Below are 15,999 nucleotides of genomic sequence, written 5' to 3'. Positions count from 1 at the left end.
CCCAATTTTCGCAGCTCATTTGGCAACGAGCATAGTAAGCCAGCTACAGCGGTACCCAGACGTAAGAATTGCGCTAAAAGCCTTTTGTGTTACAGGTCAGGCTCATTTTCCAAGAGCAGCTCCTGGGGGAGATGCCGCTGAAAATGCTGCATCAAGATATTGTTAATCTTTTCGCGCGTGAGCGGCTTGCTCACCCAGTTATCGACGGGTAGGGTGCTTAGCCGCGACTGGTCGTGGGGGTGCACCGAGCTAGACAGAATGACGATGACCGGCAGCATGGCCGGGGGCTGCACGTAGGCTTCCAGAAACTCAACCCCGTCCATGACTGGCATGTGCACATCGAGCAGTACCAGGGCCGGGGGGGGCGCGTCGCCGGCTTCGGCCAGCAGGTCCAGGGCCTCGGCGCCGTTTTCGGCCACAATGCAGCGGTCCGTCACGCCCAGGCTTAGCAGCAGGTGCTCGTGAAGAAAGTTGGTGGTGGGGTCATCATCCACCAAAAGCACGCAGGGAAGCTTTTGCATAAGATAAAGACAAGTAGGTAGGGGTGGGGTAGGAATTAGGTAAGGGAGGGGGGTAGGGCAGTGGGGAGCGACACAAGGAAGGCCGAGCCCGCGCCCATTGTGCTGTGCACGGCGATAGTACCACCGGCATTCTCCACAATGCGCTTGACCATGTAGAGGCCCACGCCCGAGCCATCGACGTGGGCGTGCAGGCGCCGAAACAGGCCAAATATTTTTTGCTGCTGCGGCGCGCTCAGGCCCAGGCCGTTGTCCTCCACGGTCAGCACCGACATACCGGCCTGCATGTGGCAGCGCACGCGTACTTCGGGCACCCGGTCGGGGTGGCGATACTTGAGTGCGTTGCTGAGCAGGTTATACACGACGGAGCGCAGATGGTGGGGAGCCAGCAAGATAGTAGGGCAGTCACTTACATCAACCGTGAGTTGGGCCCCAGTCGCTCTCAGCTCCGAGGCCAGGTCCAGGCGCACGGCCTCGATGGTAGTCTCCAGGCTCACGGTTTCGGCCAGCTCGGAGTGGGCCTGCTGCAAGCGCGAGAGGTCGGTGAGGTGGGCAATGGTGAGCTGAAAGCGCCCAATGGCATCCTCCATCATGCGCAGCACCTTGGGCACCATGCCCGCCTGCCGGGCCTCGGCGGGCAGCTGCTGGCGCAGCATCAGCAGCAGGCTCTCAATGTTGCTGATGGGCGCCTTCAGGTCGTGCGAGGCCGTGTAAATAAAATTGTCGAGGTCGGTGTTGGTGCGCGTGAGCTGAGCATTGGTGGCGCGCAGGGCGTTATTAGCCTCAGCCAGCTGCTGGCGCGAGTTCACCTGCTGGGTTATCTCATTAGCAATAAGCATTATAGACGTAACCTGCCCTTGCGCATCGAGCATGGGTTGCAGCACGAAGTGGAAGTAAAGCTGCTGGTTGCCCCAGGCGCGCTGAAACTCAACAAGCTGCTCCTCAACCATGTAGGGCGTGCCCGTGCGCCGCAGCTCGGCCAGCAGCTCGGGGTAGCCCTGGTTGCGCATGAGCGGCCAAACTTCAAACAGCGGGCGGCCCAGCACCTCGTCGCGCTGCTGCTGCGAAAAGGCCAGAATGGCCGGGTTAACCACCCGAATGATGTAATCGGGGCCGTCGAGCAATGCCAGGGCCACGGGGGCCTGCTCAAACGCTGCCTGCAGCTGGGCTTGCCCTTCCTCGCGCTGCTGGCGGCCCAGCACCTGCTCGGTTACGTCGTAGGCGAATATGGAAAGCCCCACAATTTGCTTCTCTTCCCGCACGGCCTGGTACGTAAAGTTCAGGTACTTAGTCAGGGGCGGGCCCCCGAAAAGGGCAACTTCTACCGGGACTTCGTTGCCCACGTAAGGCCTACCCGTCTGGTACACCTGGTTCATAATGGACATAAAGCCTTGCGGCCGGGTGTTTTTCAGGACTTCAGCCAGCGGGCGCCCTATCTGGGCAACGCCAGGAATTAGGCGCTCGTAGGCTTGGTTGGCGTATTCCAGCTTAAAATCAGCCCCGCGCAGGAACAAAATAGCCGCCGATGTCTGGTCAAAAACCTGGTGAAAAGTGGCCAGCGCCTGTGCCTGCCGCTGGGCCGCCCGCAACACCTGCGCCTGCAAGTCGGTGGCCCGCCGCTGGGCCCTCACCTTGGCCGTCACGTCGAGGGCAAACACGAGCACCCCGTCGATAACGCCCTGCTCGTCGAAGCGGGCCTGGTACACGCAGTCGAAGTAGGCAGCCTCCACCTGGCCATCGCCGACGCGGGCCACGGCCAGCATTACTTCACTGCCCTCGTGGGTAATACCCGTAGCGTACACGTCGCGCAGCCGCGCCACTGTCGCGTGGCCGGTGAACTCGGGCAAGGCATCGAGCAGGGGCAGCCCCAGCAGCTGGCGGCCCGGAAAGCGCTGCTGATAAGTCGGATTGACCAACTCATACACCAGCTCGGGGCCATTGAGCACGCAAATGGCCGCTGGCGACTGCCTGAAAAAGCTCTCCAGGCGGTGGCGCTCGCGCTCGGCCTCCGCGCGGGCTTGCTGGGCCTCGGCTACCCCGGCGGCCACGCGCGCCTCCAGCTCCTGGTTGAGCTGCTGCACCTGCTGCTGCGTGTGGGCCAGGCGATGGTAGTTGGTGCGCAGCTCCTCGTAGGTGGCGTGAAGCCTCCTACTCAGCTTTTGCTTGTGCACCTGCCGGCGGGCCAGCACCTGCCTGGTCACGTCGTAGCCAACTACCAGGATGCCCGCCGGCTCGCCGGCCGGCTGGTAAGCCTGAAAGGTCAGGTTCAGGTACGTTGTCTGGCCAGCGCTGTTGGCCAGCGGCTTCTCGAAGCCACTGTAGGGCTCACCCGTAGCAGACACCTGGTTGAGGATGGGTAGCAATGCCTCGGTAATGAGCTGCGGGAGCAGCTCAGTAATGGGCCGGCCGGCTGCTACCCGGCCCGCCAGCAGGCGGTCGAAGGCCGCGTTGGAATAGCTCAGCTCGTAGTGGGGCCCGCGCAGCAGGCAAACGGCAACCGGCGCCTGCATCAGTACCTGGGCGGTGGGCGGCTCGGCAGCAGCCAGCTGGCCGGCTGCGGGTAGAGCGGGCGGGCGAGTGGTGGTCAGGCGCTCGGTGCGGGGGGGTAGGGCGGCTTCAGTAATGGCCATTACCAGCTGCTGGCCCTGGCGCTGGGCCACGGCCCGCCAGCCTGGCTGGTGCTGGTTGGTGGGGGGTAGGGCGTAGTGGCCCACCTCATCCGATTGAAAGGTAGCGTTGCAAAATTCAGCGAAGCCCGCTGCCTGTGGCAGCAGGGTGCCCACGGTACCCTCCGCAAACTCAGGCAGCCCGAGGAGGCGTTGCGCCAAGGGGCTTACTTGCTCAAAAGCCAGGGTAAGTAGTTTCTCTGAGTTGCCATCGGCATACACCGGGCTGAAGTAGACCACACCGGTTTCCAGCGCCTGCAGCAGCGCAGCAGGTACGGCCGACTCAGTAGTGAATAAATGCGCGGAGGAGTTCATGCGGTAGTGCGGGTAAGGCCATCCAGCGCGGCCCACCTACCCACTAGGCAATCACTGACGGTAGGTAGAGGAAAGCAGCCAAATAGGTAGCAGCAGGATAAGATAATGTATAAAACAGATAGAATAAAACCAGTAGTGCGGCCAGCTTTTTGAGCGTGGCCGCCAACCGGAGCTGGGCCACCACCTCAAAGGGCCTGTTTTGTCGGCGATTGGGAGTGCGTACCAGTCTTTTTGCCGGGTGTAAGCAGCACCGCCTGGCAGTCTCGTTGTCCTACCCTCGTGTAGCAGCGCAGCGCTCAACTATTGTTACGCAAAATAAAAAGTTTTATACTGTTGAGTTCGGGTAAGAAGCAGCTAGGAGCAGTAGCTACCAGCTTATTGTTCGCTGGTGTCAATACGTATGCGGGCGCCATACTGCTAATTTAGCAGCTGCAAATCAGGTGTTTGTCAGTATTTTTTAAAGTTCCATATAACCCTAAAAATACTTCTGCCTATTTAGAAAATAAATAAACTAACGCTTTTCTGTTACCCTCATTATCAGCGCTAATGCAGCCGGATTCCAAATAATGTATCTACTAATATAAAGTAACGCAGATAATTTTATATAATGAAACTAGCGTAGCATCCATACGCCTGCTTATTCTATGTGCAGCCAGCTAGCAGGTGCTACCCCCTTCTAAGCTGGGTTGTAACCAGTGTAAGTGCGTGTTTTAGCCAATTTTAGCACATGCTGTTTAATTGCACTGCATGTGCTACAAGCCCAATAGCAAAAAAGTACTGACAAGGAGCTTATGCTGGCGGGCGCCGGTGGCATTTGGTAAACTATTCTCACTTCCGGGCCGCGAAGCCGCATGACCCGCGTAGTGGCCAAAGAACCCAGGCGCCACTGCGCCCTTGTGGAGGGGTAGTAAACTTCTTGGCGCGGGCGGGTGTTAGGGCGGGCATACCACCCGCACGCAGCGCCGCCAACGATTTAGGCGCATCGTGCGTATTTAAGTGTTCTCCAATACCTTTGCCCCATGGAAGTTGCTAGCTACACCCTGGCCGAAGCCACTACGGCCGCCCCTTACCTCGACTACGCACGCTGCGTCGATGCCGACAGCCGCCCCGCCAACCACAGCGGCGACTGGCCTCTGGAAGGCGAGGTTTATCCCGTGCGCGTGGTCGAAAGCCGCCTCGAAGGCATCCCGCTGGTGCACGTGCTCACCTTCGATGGCCCGGCGCCCTACTACAATGCCTTCGCGCCGCACCGCTTCGAAATGACGCACCGCATCTACCTGAACTAAGTGCTTATCAGTGACATAAGAAAGGCCCGGCCGCGTAAGCAGCCGGGTCTTTTTGGTGGGGGTAGCACGCCGGGCTACTGCCCGCTGGCCGTGGCCGAGTCGCCGCTCAGGGTGTCGTGGTAGCCGAAGCCGTTGAGGGTAAGCGTGGTTGACGTCACTCGGTGCACGTCGCGCGCTTCGCAGGTGAGCTTGAGGTAGGCCGAGCCCGTGTAGCCCGTCACGTTGCCGGCGGGCTGCGGGCCGGGCTTGCACACGGCATCGCGCATGGCCTGCACCGATACGCGCGTGCGCCGGTCGAGGGCATTGAGCTGATACACCCGCACGGTGGCTACCTGGGGGCAGCCGGCCTGGCCGGTAGTGGTCCAGTCTATTTGAACGGGCACCTTTTTGGTGGTGCCCACCAGCAGGCTGCCGGTGTAGGTGTGGGGGTAGGAGCGCCCCCCCACGGCTGGCTTCGTGAAGGTGGTGTCGAAACGCAGGATTTTTTCGGGGCTGGGTGCGGTGGCGCTGGGCCGGCTTTGCACGCCGGTGTTGGCTTCGCGGCACGAGGCGAGGGCGGCCACAGCCGCCAGCGTAGTAAGAATTTTTTTCATAAGTATAAATGGACGCGGCCAGTACTAGCCAACTTCAAAGATAACGGGCTTTCTACGGAAGCTGCTCGCCAAAAGGTGCCGGTAGCGGGCAGGTAAATAGGCGCCGGCAAACCTAGTGCCGACCTCGGCACCAACTTCGTGCCTAGTGCAAATTGGGAGGGGTAGAGACGCGACTCAGCGCGTCGTATCTCTACATCGATTGAAAGCCCAGGTAGGTTGTTTTTTACCGGCAGCCGTGGCAGGTAGGAGCCAGTAAATGGGTTCAAATAAAAGTCTAGCATAACCTGAGGTTATTCAGGATAACATTTTTGGATAAACTAGCTGGTAGTCAGGGCCGTACCTTTGTGCAGTAATTAATCGCTGCCGCTATGCCTGCTCTGCTCACCCCGCCGCCTACCCCCACCCAGCCGCCCAACGTACCCGTACCCAACGACCCAGAGGAAACGACTGGTTTTTTTCGGCACTTTCATACGCCGCACGGGGTAGGCGGCTACTCGATAACCTTGCGCCAGGTGGCGTTTGGGCTATTTTTGGTGTATTGCCTCACGCCGTGGGCATCGCCGCCCGTGGCGCTGGCGCTGGGCCTGGTACTGGCCCAAACGGTTGGCAACCCCTTCCCGGCCCGCACCAAGGCGCTGACGCATACGTTGCTGCAATTCTCGGTTGTCGGCCTCGGCTTTGGCATGAATGCCCACGCCGCCGTGCAGGCCGGCCGGGAGGGAATCTTGTTCACGGTGGTATCTATTAGTGGCACGCTTGTGCTGGGCTACTTCGTGGGGCGGTGGCTGGGGCTGGGCCGCCACGTGGTGCACCTTATTTCGTGCGGCACTGCCATTTGCGGGGGGAGCGCCATTGCGGCGGTGGGGCCGGTGCTACGCGCCAAAGATGAGGAAATGTCGGTGGCGCTGGGCACCGTGTTTGTGCTTAATGCGGTGGCGCTGTTTGCCTTTCCGCCCATCGGCCACGCGCTGGCCATGACCCAGAACCAGTTTGGCCTGTGGTGCGCCATTGCCATCCACGATACCTCGTCGGTGGTGGGCGCGGCCAAGGTTTATGGCGACCAGGCCCTGCAGGTAGCCACCACCGTGAAGCTGGCACGGGCCCTCTGGATTATCCCGGTGTCCATCGGCACGGCCCTGGTTTTTAGGCAGAAGGGCGTCAAGATTACCGTGCCGTATTTCATCTTCGGCTTCATCGGGGCCATGCTGCTCAACACCTTCGTGCCCGCCGCCAAGCCCCTGGGCCCGGTGCTCACGGGCCTGGCCAAAGTGGGCCTCACGGTTACGCTGTTCTTCATTGGTGCCGGCCTGTCGGCGCGGGTGGTGCGCTCGGTGGGGGTGCGGCCCTACGTGCTGGGCCTGCTGCTGTGGGTGGTCATTTCCACGGCCTCGCTCTACGTGATTCTGCACACGGTGTAGCTGCGCCGCCTGGGCTAGCTGGTGGGGGGTAGGCGCACCCGGCACTTCTCAATCTGGCGGGCGCGGTAGCGGTAGCGCAGCCAGCCCACCAGCAGCACCAGCAGGCCCGTGCCAATGGCCCCCAGCCCTACCCACCGCGTGCGCCGCGGCTCCAGCTGCAAGAGCGTGAGCCCGAAGGCCAGCAGCGCCAGGCTAGTGCGCACGTAGGTGAGCAGGGTGCGCTCGTTGGCCATGTGGGTGCGAGCGGCGGCCAGGAGCTGCCGGTCGTAGCTGAGGGGGGTAGGGCTGGGGAGAATGCTCACTAAACCAAGCTATTAATTTACCGGGCCGGTATTGCTGATGAAGGCCACGTGCTTGCCATCGGGCGACCACGAGGGTGTATTCATAGTGCCCTGCCCGCCGTAGACGTAAGCAATCACCTGCGGTTTGCCGCCCGCGATGGGCAGCCGCCGAATGTAGACGTGCTTATAAAACGGGTGGTCGTTGGCCGGCACTTCGTCCTTCAAAAACGACACGAAAACCAGCCACTTGCCATCGGGCGAGATGTGCGGAAACCAATCCTGAAACTCGCCGTGGGTGATGGCTTCCTGCTGGCTGCCGTCGGCGCGCATCCGCCAGATTTGCATGGTGCCGGTGCGGGCCGAGTTGAAGTAGATATACTGGCCATCGGGCGTGTACTCGGGGCCATCGTCGAGGCCGGCGGCGGTGGTCAGGCGCACTTCCTTGCCGCCGGTGGCCGGCACGCGGTAAATGTCAAAATCACCGTTGCGCTGCCCGGTGAAGAGCAGCGAGCGGGCATCGGGCGACCAGCTGTGCAGGTACGACGGGCCCTTGGGCGTAATCTGGCGGGGCTTGCCGCCCGCCGCCGGCACCGTGTACACGATGGAGCCGCCGAGCTTATCGACGCCGCTGCTCAGCCCCAGCTGCCGCCCGTCGAAGGACAGCACGTGGTCGTTGTTGTTGTTCTTGACGTCGCCGGTGGGCAGCACCGAGGGCTGGCGGGTAGCCAGGTCGAAACTGTACATGAGACCGTCGCTGTTGTAAACCAGGGTTTTGCCATCGCGCTGCCAGTTGGGCGCCTGAATGGAATTGGGAGCGGTGTAGATGACCTCGCGGTCGCCGGTGGCCACGTTCAGCAGCTCCAAGCGGCTGCCCAGGTACTGGCGGTAGGGCACCAGGCCGTCGGGGGCGGGCTGAGTCAAGCGCACATCGCGAAACACGCCGGTTTCGAGCACGTCGGGGTTGTGCGCGGTCACGAACAGGCCCACGTACACCGTTTCGCCCAGGCCGGTCACGGTGGCCTGCACCACCTCAAAGGGCTGGCCAAACTGCGCCACCCGCATGGTGTACACGTCGCCCTTGCGCTCTAGCTGCACCACGTCGGCGTGGGTGATGGCGGCGCGGGTTTCTTCGGTAGTGCCGCCGCTGGCCCGGCGGTATTGCAGCGAGGTGAGGCCATCGCCATGCACGGCGGCGCTCACGTGGGGTGAGGGGCCGGTGAGGCTCTGGCGCACCATCCAGCCCAGCTTCCGGTGTTCTTCTACCCCCTTGCTACCCGCGAAGCTGGCCCGCGCATACACGATGAAATCGCCCTTCAGCTGCTGATAGGCGTAGTGAAACTCGTCGTGGTCGGCCCACACGTTGGCGCCCGCGCCGGTGATAACATACTGCTGAGTGGCCGGCAGGTAGGCCGCCGCGCCGGGCTTCACATTCGTGCCCACGTCCTGGTCGTTGGTAAACACACCTAGCTTTTGCTGCGCTAGCGCGGGCCTGCCCAAGAGTAGGGCCAAAAGAAGAAGAAACGCAGAAGGAGTTTTTTGCTGCATGGGAATTTGAAAAGGAGAGTGTAAGGAGTATGGTTTTGCTAACGCGAAGCGGCCGGCTGACGGCGTCAGGCCACTTAGTTCAGCTAGTGATTAAACGGGCTGCCGGGTGATTGGGATTAGGTATTACTACGCGTTTACCGGCATTTTATAAGCGTAAGAGACGAAGTTAGTGTATTTCTTAATACCTTGACAGTCAAAATTTATCATCTCAAAATACCAAATCAAAATGGCGGTTTCTACCCCCCCCAAGTCCGTGAGAGTTGCCGTGCTGGGCGGCGGCGTGGCTGGTATGAGCGCCGCGCACGAGCTGGCCGAGCGCGGCTTCGAAGTAGACGTGTACGAGCGGCAGCCGGTGTACGTGGGCGGCAAGGCCCGCTCGGTAGAAGTGCCCGATACCGGTACGGATAACCGCCCCAACCTGCCGGGCGAGCACGGTTTCCGGTTCTTTCCGGGCTTCTACAAGCACGTGACCGACACCATGAAGCGCATTCCGTTCAAGGATAATAAGCAGGGCGTGTTCGACAACTTGGTGGCCTCGCGGCGGGTGCTGCTGGCGCGCTTTGGACGCCCGCCGCTGCCGGCGATAGTCAACTTTCCCAAGAGCCTGGCCGACCTCAAAACCATTCTGCAGGACCTGTCGCAGGCCGATACTGGCCTCACGCACAGCGATATTCACCTGTTTGCGAACAGCTTGTGGCGCATCCTCACATCGAGTTACGAGCGGCGGCAGCAAGTGTATGAGCGCATGAGCTGGTGGCAGTTTATGCAAACTGATGAGCAGCGCCACCGTGACGGCATCGGGCCGAACGCGCCGTTTCCTTATGAAATTTACTGCGTGGGCGGCCTCACGCACTCGCTGGTGGCGGCGCAGCCCAAGCTCATGAGCATCAAGACGGGCGGCGATATTCTGCTGCAGCTGCTGCTGCTCACCGCCAACCCCGAGGCCCACACCGACCGCATCCTCAATGGGCCTACCAATGAGGTGTGGCTCAACCCCTGGCTGCAGCACCTGACCGGCAAGCTCGGCGTGCGCTTTCACCAGCATTGCTACGTGAAGCGCTTCGACTGCGACCCCTTCAGCCGCCAAATCACGGCGGCCTACGTGTGCTACGAGGAAAAAGAAGCGGAGCAGCGCGTCGAGGCCGACTACTACGTGGCCGCCGTGCCGGTCGAGCGCATGGCCCAGCTAATTAACCCGCACATGCTGGCCGTGGATGGCACGCTGAACTTTATCAAGAAGCTGGCCGCGCCCGCCACCCACGCCCTCAACTGGATGAACGGCATTCAGTACTACCTGAATGTGGACGTGCCCCTGACGCCCGGCCACGTCATTTGCCTCGACTCGCCGTGGGCGCTCACGGGCATTTCGCAGGCGCAGTTCTGGCCCCAATATCCGCTCTCGGGCTACGGCGATGGCCAGATAAAGGGCCTGATTTCGATAGACGTCAGCAACTGGTTTGAGAAGGGCCTGAATGGCAAAACCGCCGCCGACTGCCAGCTGCCCGAAGTGGCGAAAGAGGTGTGGGAGCAACTAAAGAAGAGCCTGGTGCAAGCCGACGGCACCAGCCTGCTCACCGATGCGATGCTGGTGCGCTACCACATCGACTCCGACATTGAGCCGGGCACCGAGCACGTGCTGCCGCCGCCCATCCGCAGCCCCTTCGCGGCTTCGCACAATACTGAGCCGCTGCTCGTGAACACCGCCAACTCGTGGAGCCTGCGCCCCGAGAGCTTCTGCGGCATCGAAAACCTGTTTCTGGCCTCCGACTACGTGCGCACCAACACCGACCTGGCCACCATGGAAGGTGCCAACGAGGCCGCCCGCCGCGCCGTCAACGGCATTATCGCGGCCAGCGGCAGCAGTGCGCCGCTCTGCCAAATTTGGCCCATGCACGAGCCCGACGTGCTGGCCGTGCTGCGCTGGCGCGACCGCCAGCGCTTTGCCAAGGGCCTGCCCTGGGTAGATGTGCTGGAGGGCTGGCCCACCCGCTTGCTGCACGAGGCCAACTACTGGTGGCACCGCGCGCGCGGCGTGCGGTAGCGGCTCAGGTGCTGCCTGCTCCTCCGCCCTTCTGCCCCGTTCGCTGCTCATGCGCTGTCTCTCCTATTTTCTCCTTTTTATTCTTGGGCTGGCGGGGCCGGCGCTGGGCCGCCCTACCCCCCTGCCGGCGGCCGGCGTGCTGCTGGGCCCCGGCGGCTGGGCCTTTCGGCCGGGCCCCGACTCGGCCGCCGGCCCGGCCTGGCAGCCCCTCGACCCTACCCGCAACCTGCACAACCTGCCCGCCGCCCGCCAGGCCGGCCAGGGCTGGTGGCGCTACCGCTTGCTGGTGCCGGCCGGGTGGGTAGGGCGCCCGCTGGCCCTCACGCTGTCGCAGACCGGGGCCACCGAAATCTACCTCAACGGGCAGCTGCTGAGCCGGCGCGGCCGCCTGCCGGGCGCTCCCGGCGGCGAGCAAACGCTGTACCTCAACCACGAGCCGGTGCCGGTGCGCTTTGCCCGGGCCGGGCCGGTAACCGTGCTGGTGCATTGGTCGTTTGGGGTTGATAATCTGTATTATACCTACTCGTCGGGGATGCTGCTGCACGGCACGCCCGCCGTGCGCCTGGAGGTGCACGAGCCCGCCGAGGCCGCCGCCCGCTACCTTCTCGACCGCCGCATCGATAGCTTTCAGTTTGCGGGCCGGGCGGGGCTGCTCTTCTTCGCGGGCTTTGTGCACCTGCTGCTCTTCCTGTGGTTTCGGAAGGAGCGCGGCAACCTCTACTACGCGGGCTATGCGCTGCCGGCGGCCTTGGGCGCGGCCGTGGCAGGCGTGGCCTGGCTCAGCACCGACCGCACGGCGGTGCTCTTCGGGGCCGGGCTGGTAGATATTACCTGCACCACCCTGGCGGCCATTTGGGGGCTGATTACCATCTACATCATGGCCAATCAGCCCAAGGGGTTCACCTTTAGGCTACTGCAAGGCATATTTGTCGTGGTGCTGATGCTGAACTTCGTGGGCTGGTGGGCGCAGTACGTCACGATTTACGTGTTTGCCTTTGGTATTTATGCTGATGCCGTGCGGGCCAGCCTGCGCGGGCGGCGGCAGGGCGAGCTGGGCGCGGGCGCCGTGGTGGCGGCTATGCTCATTGGCGCGGCATTTTTCATGTCGGGCACGCTCGTCACGGCCCTCACGCCGCACTATGTGCTGGGTAATATCCTGCTGAACGGCTCCTACATTACCAACCCGCTCATCTTGTCGCTGCTGCTGGGCCAGCGCTACGCCCGCACCGGCAAGGAGCTGGCCGTCAAGCTCCAGGAAGTAGAGTTGCTCTCGGCCCGCACCCGCGTGCAGGAGCAGGAAAAGCAGCAGCTGCTGGCCTCCCAAAACGACCTGCTGGAGCAGCAGGTGGCCGAGCGCACGGCCGAGGTAGTGGGCCAGCGCAACCGCGCCGAAGCAACCCTGCTGGAGCTGCGCGCCGCTCAGCAGCAGCTGGTGCAGCGCGAGAAGATGGCCAGCCTGGGTGAGCTCACGGCAGGCATCGCCCACGAGATTCAGAACCCGCTCAACTTCGTCAACAACTTTGCCGAGGTAGGGGCCGAGCTGTGCCTGGAAGCCCAGGCGCTGCTGGCTGCCCCGGCCCTACCCCCCCCCGCGCAGGCCGAGCTGACCGAGCTGGTGCGCGACCTGACCAGCAACCAGGCCCGCATTGTGCAGCATGGGCAGCGGGCGGCGGGCATTGTGCGCAGCATGCTGGAGCACTCGCGCCCCAGCAGCGGCGAGCGCCAGCCCACCGACCTCAATGCCCTTTGCGACGAGTACCTGCGCCTGGCCTACCACGGCCTGCGGGCCAAAGACAATGTCTTTAACGCCACCCTGGCCCTGGACCTGCTGGCCGACTTGCCCCCGGTGCCGGGCGTGAGCGGCGACCTGGGCCGGGTGTTGCTGAACCTGTTTACCAACGCCTTCTATGCCGTGCAGCAGCGCCAGCTGGCGGGCGAGGCGGGCTACGTGCCCACCGTGGGCGTGCGCACCTGGGTGGTGGGCCAGCAGGTGCGGGTGTGCGTGCACGACAATGGCACGGGCATGCCCGAGGCGGTGCGGGCCAAGGTATTCCAGCCTTTTTTTACGACCAAGCCCACGGGCGAGGGCACCGGCCTGGGCCTGTCGCTGGCCCACGACATCGTGACGCAAGGCCACGGCGGCACCCTCACTGTGGAGAGCCACGAAGGCCAGGGCACCGATTTTATCATGACGCTTGCTTATTAATCTCCCCACTGGCTGCCCGTGAAACACTTGCTCCTGCTGCTGGCCCTGTTTACTGCCAGCGGCTGCCTGGCCCAAGCGCCCGCTACGGCCGCTACCCTCCTCAGCGGCCTGCCCCCCGCGGGCCTGTTGCTCAGCCAAGGCTGGCGCTACCACGCCGGCGACGACCCCGCCTGGGCCCGGCCCGATTTCGACGACCGCCGCTGGGCCCCGCTCGACCCCACCCGGCGGCGGCGCGCGCTGCCGCCCGCCGCCCAAGCCGGTGTGTACTGGCTGCGGCTGCGCTTTCGCCTCGCCGATAGCCTGCGCCAGCGGGCCCTACTGCTGGATGTGTGGCGGCTGGGCACGGCCGCGTTGTACCTCAACGGGCGATTGGTTTCGGCCCCGGCAGTGCGGGCGTGGGGGCTAACCATGGACCTGGCGATGGCCCCGATTGAAGTGCCCGCCAATGCCCCCGCCGAGCAGGTGCTGGCCGTGCGCTTTGCCCCCTGGCAGCCCGCCCCACTGCTGCTCGGGGCCGACTGGCTGCCGCAGCTGCTACCGGTGCTGCGCACGCTGCCGCAGCGGCGGCTGTTGGAGGCGGAGTGGGCCGATACGAACATGATATACTACATCATGGCGGGTGTGTTTCTGCTGCTCGCCCTGCTGCACTCCACGTTTTATCACTACAACCCTGCCCAGGAGGCCAACCGCTACTTTGCCCGCTACGCCCTGGCCCTGGCCCTGGGGTTTGCGTGCATAGATAGCGCGGTGGATACGCTTGGGGTGCTGCCGGCCAATAACTGGGGAATGTTGCGCTGGATTGCCGAGTATATCTTTCTTTTTCTGAGCGCTATGTGGATGGTGCTGGCTGTGTATCCGCTGTTCGGCTTTCGGCCCGGCCGGCCCTACGTGGCCCTGGTCGTGAGCGGGGTGCTGCTGCTGCTGGTGCAAGAGCTGACCTTGTTTTCGCCCCTATACACGTATCCCTACCTGGCCTTTGGGGGCCTGATGCTGGCCGAGCAGCTACGCCTGACGGCCCTGGCCCTGCGCCAGCAGCAGCGCGGGGCGCCCATCATCGCCTGCGGGTTGGTGGGTGGGCTGATAACCGTGGTGATTTACCTGGCCCTGCACATCCTGGGCGTGGCCCTGCCCTTGCTAACGGATAACCTCCTACTGGCGCCCATTATCATGCTGCCAGCGCTGGGCATCTCGCTGTTTCTGGCCCGCGATTTTGCCCTTGATGCCGAGATGCTGCAAGTCAAGCTGGGCGAAGTAGAGCAGCTTTCGGCCCAAACCCTGGCCCAGGAGCAGGATAAGCAAGCCCTGCTGGCCAGCCAGAATGAAACCCTGGAACACCAGGTAACGCAGCGCACCGGCGAGCTGCAGCGCTCGCTTACCGACCTGCGCACCACGCAAAATCAACTCATTCAAAAAGAGAAAATGGCCAGCCTGGGCGAGCTCACGGCCGGCATCGCCCACGAGATTCAGAACCCGCTCAACTTCGTCAACAACTTCTCCGAAGTGAGCACCGAGCTGGTGAGCGAGCTGCGTGAGGAGCAAGCCAAAGGCGCAGCCGCCGACCCGGTATTGCAAGAGGAGCTGCTGGCCGACCTAGGCCAGAACCTGACCAAAATCAGCCAGCACGGGCAGCGGGCGGCGGGCATCGTGCGCGGGATGCTCGAACACTCGCGTGCCAGCACCGGCGAGCGTGCCCCCACCGCCCTCAACGCCCTGGCCGACGAGTACCTGCGCCTGGCCTACCACGGCCTGCGCGCCAAGGACAAGCGCTTTAACGCCACGCTCGAAACCGACTTTGCCCCGGACTTGCCGCTGGTGCAGGGGGTAGGGCCCGACCTGGGCCGAGTGCTGCTGAATCTGTTTACCAATGCCTTCTACGCCGTGCAGCAGCGCCAGCAGGCCGGCGAGGCAGGCTACCAGCCCACGGTGGGGGTAGCAACCCGCCGCGTGGGCAACACCGTGGAAGTGCGCGTGCACGACAACGGCACGGGCATGCCCGAGGCAGTGCAGGCCAAGATATTTCAGCCCTTTTTCACCACTAAGCCCACCGGCGAAGGTACTGGCCTGGGCTTGTCTTTGAGCTACGACATCGTAACCAAAGGCCACGGCGGCACGCTCACGGTACAAAGCCAGGCCGGCCAGGGCACCGAGTTTACGTTGCGGCTACCCGCCTAGCGTGGTGCCGCGTCGCTAGCCTCTTCCTACTTAAAATACTTGGCGTATTGCGCCGGCATCGCCTTCAACGGCTTCAGCATGATGTCTTTGTAAAACACCTCGGCGGCCTCGCTTTGCAGCTGAATCTTACCGTGGGTGAGGGGCTGGCGCTGGCCTTTGGTGATGAGGCTGGAATGGTTGACGGCCATTACCACGTGGCCGTTTACGATATGTACGCTCTGGCCATTCACGTTGATGAGCTCCAGCTCGGTCCACTCGTTGGCGGGCGGCGGGGTAGTGGGGGCGGCGTAGCAGAAGTTGCGGCCGCCGTTGCCCATGGCCACGGCGGCCGCGGCCGGGTCGTAGCGCAGGGTATCCTGCACGGGCCGGGCCCGGATGTCGGACGCCGAATTGGCAATGCACCAGTAGTCGCCCATCGAGTTACCATTCTGATATTCTGATACTTGAAATTCCTGGCTCAGCATCCAGCTGTGCCAGTAGTCCACGCCCGGCTTGCCCTGGCTGTTGTAGAGAATACCACTGTCGCGCGGCTCCTGCAGGCGGGGTGGCCACTTCTGCTGGCCCCAGCGCACCTTCAGCTTGAGGTCGTAGTTGGTGTAGTCCTGGCGCGTCACGAGGCAGCCGTAAATCTCGCCGCTGATGCGCAGCACCGGCTCGCCATTCTTCATGGTTACCGAAAACACGTTGGCCTCGTTCTTATCGTAGCCGATGGGGGGTAGGGGCTGGCCCTGGGCATTGGTGGGCGGCAGGCCCTTATCGCCGGGCACGTGGCGGTGGCTTTCGTAGGTGCGCCACTGGCTCAGGTTTTTATCAAGCAGGCGCTCCCAGCCACCGGGCGTGGGCGGGGGGGTAGGGGGCGTGGCGGCGGTGCACAGCAGCGCCGCGCCGAGTAGTATGGATAGTTTTTGCATGGGGGAAATAGGTAGAAAAAGAGGGGGTAGGAAAAGGTGCGACACCA

At 63.0% G+C, this 15,999-nt stretch carries 11 protein-coding genes; 5 read left to right on the top strand and 6 right to left on the bottom strand.

Annotation, left to right across the window (positions count from 1 at the left end):
- Positions 1-89 precede the first annotated feature (89 nt).
- Positions 90-521 carry a response regulator gene (locus tag E4631_RS18200; protein WP_133655688.1) on the bottom strand — a complete coding sequence of 144 codons (432 nt, stop codon included), beginning with the start codon at positions 519-521 and terminating at the stop codon, positions 90-92.
- A 35-nt stretch (positions 522-556) separates the two neighbouring features.
- Positions 557-3,499, bottom strand: coding sequence for a PAS domain-containing protein (locus E4631_RS18195; protein ID WP_133655687.1), 2,943 nt, complete (start codon positions 3,497-3,499; stop codon positions 557-559).
- Between the two features lie 1,019 nt (positions 3,500-4,518).
- Between E4631_RS18195 and E4631_RS18190 the strand changes: the two genes are divergently transcribed.
- A complete protein-coding gene (locus E4631_RS18190; protein WP_133655686.1) occupies positions 4,519-4,785 on the top strand; it encodes a hypothetical protein in 267 nt (88 codons plus the stop codon).
- A 74-nt stretch (positions 4,786-4,859) separates the two neighbouring features.
- On the opposite strand, the gene E4631_RS18185 is transcribed toward E4631_RS18190, so the two are convergent.
- A complete protein-coding gene (locus tag E4631_RS18185) occupies positions 4,860-5,378 on the bottom strand; it encodes a hypothetical protein (RefSeq protein ID WP_133655685.1) in 519 nt (172 codons plus the stop codon).
- Positions 5,379-5,746: 368 nt separating this feature from the next.
- Between E4631_RS18185 and E4631_RS18180 the strand changes: the two genes are divergently transcribed.
- Complete coding sequence (locus tag E4631_RS18180; protein WP_133655684.1) at positions 5,747-6,796, top strand: YeiH family protein; 1,050 nt, start codon at positions 5,747-5,749, stop codon at positions 6,794-6,796.
- A 14-nt stretch (positions 6,797-6,810) separates the two neighbouring features.
- Here the strand turns inward: E4631_RS18180 and E4631_RS18175 are convergent, their stop codons facing one another.
- Both E4631_RS18175 and E4631_RS18170 read right to left on the bottom strand, forming a co-directional pair.
- On the bottom strand, positions 6,811-7,098 hold the full coding sequence (locus tag E4631_RS18175; RefSeq protein ID WP_133655683.1) for a DUF202 domain-containing protein: 288 nt from the start codon (positions 7,096-7,098) through the stop codon (positions 6,811-6,813).
- Positions 7,099-7,110: 12 nt separating this feature from the next.
- Complete coding sequence (locus E4631_RS18170) at positions 7,111-8,586, bottom strand: biopolymer transporter TolR (RefSeq protein WP_317129136.1); 1,476 nt, start codon at positions 8,584-8,586, stop codon at positions 7,111-7,113.
- A 289-nt stretch (positions 8,587-8,875) separates the two neighbouring features.
- Here E4631_RS18170 and E4631_RS18165 point away from each other — a divergent pair, with 289 nt between their 5' ends.
- Genes E4631_RS18165 through E4631_RS26590 form a run of 3 tightly spaced genes read left to right on the top strand, consistent with a single transcriptional unit; the run spans position 8,876 to position 15,041 of the window.
- Positions 8,876-10,663, top strand: coding sequence for an FAD-dependent oxidoreductase (locus E4631_RS18165; protein ID WP_240735049.1), 1,788 nt, complete (start codon positions 8,876-8,878; stop codon positions 10,661-10,663).
- A gap of 49 nt (positions 10,664-10,712) precedes the next feature.
- Positions 10,713-12,869, top strand: a complete 2,157-nt coding sequence (locus E4631_RS26595) for a sensor histidine kinase (RefSeq protein WP_240735047.1) — start codon at positions 10,713-10,715, stop codon at positions 12,867-12,869.
- Positions 12,870-12,887: 18 nt separating this feature from the next.
- Positions 12,888-15,041, top strand: coding sequence for a sensor histidine kinase (locus tag E4631_RS26590; protein ID WP_240735045.1), 2,154 nt, complete (start codon positions 12,888-12,890; stop codon positions 15,039-15,041).
- A gap of 26 nt (positions 15,042-15,067) precedes the next feature.
- Here the strand turns inward: E4631_RS26590 and E4631_RS18150 are convergent, their stop codons facing one another.
- Positions 15,068-15,952, bottom strand: a complete 885-nt coding sequence (locus E4631_RS18150) for a DUF1080 domain-containing protein (protein WP_133655680.1) — start codon at positions 15,950-15,952, stop codon at positions 15,068-15,070.
- Positions 15,953-15,999 lie beyond the last annotated feature (47 nt).

The sequence above is a fragment of the Hymenobacter sp. UV11 genome, assembly GCF_004684095.1.
Classification (GTDB): Bacteria; Bacteroidota; Bacteroidia; order Cytophagales; family Hymenobacteraceae; genus Hymenobacter.
Note: the sequence above shows the minus strand (reverse complement) of the source record. Positions and strands in the feature narration are given on the sequence as shown.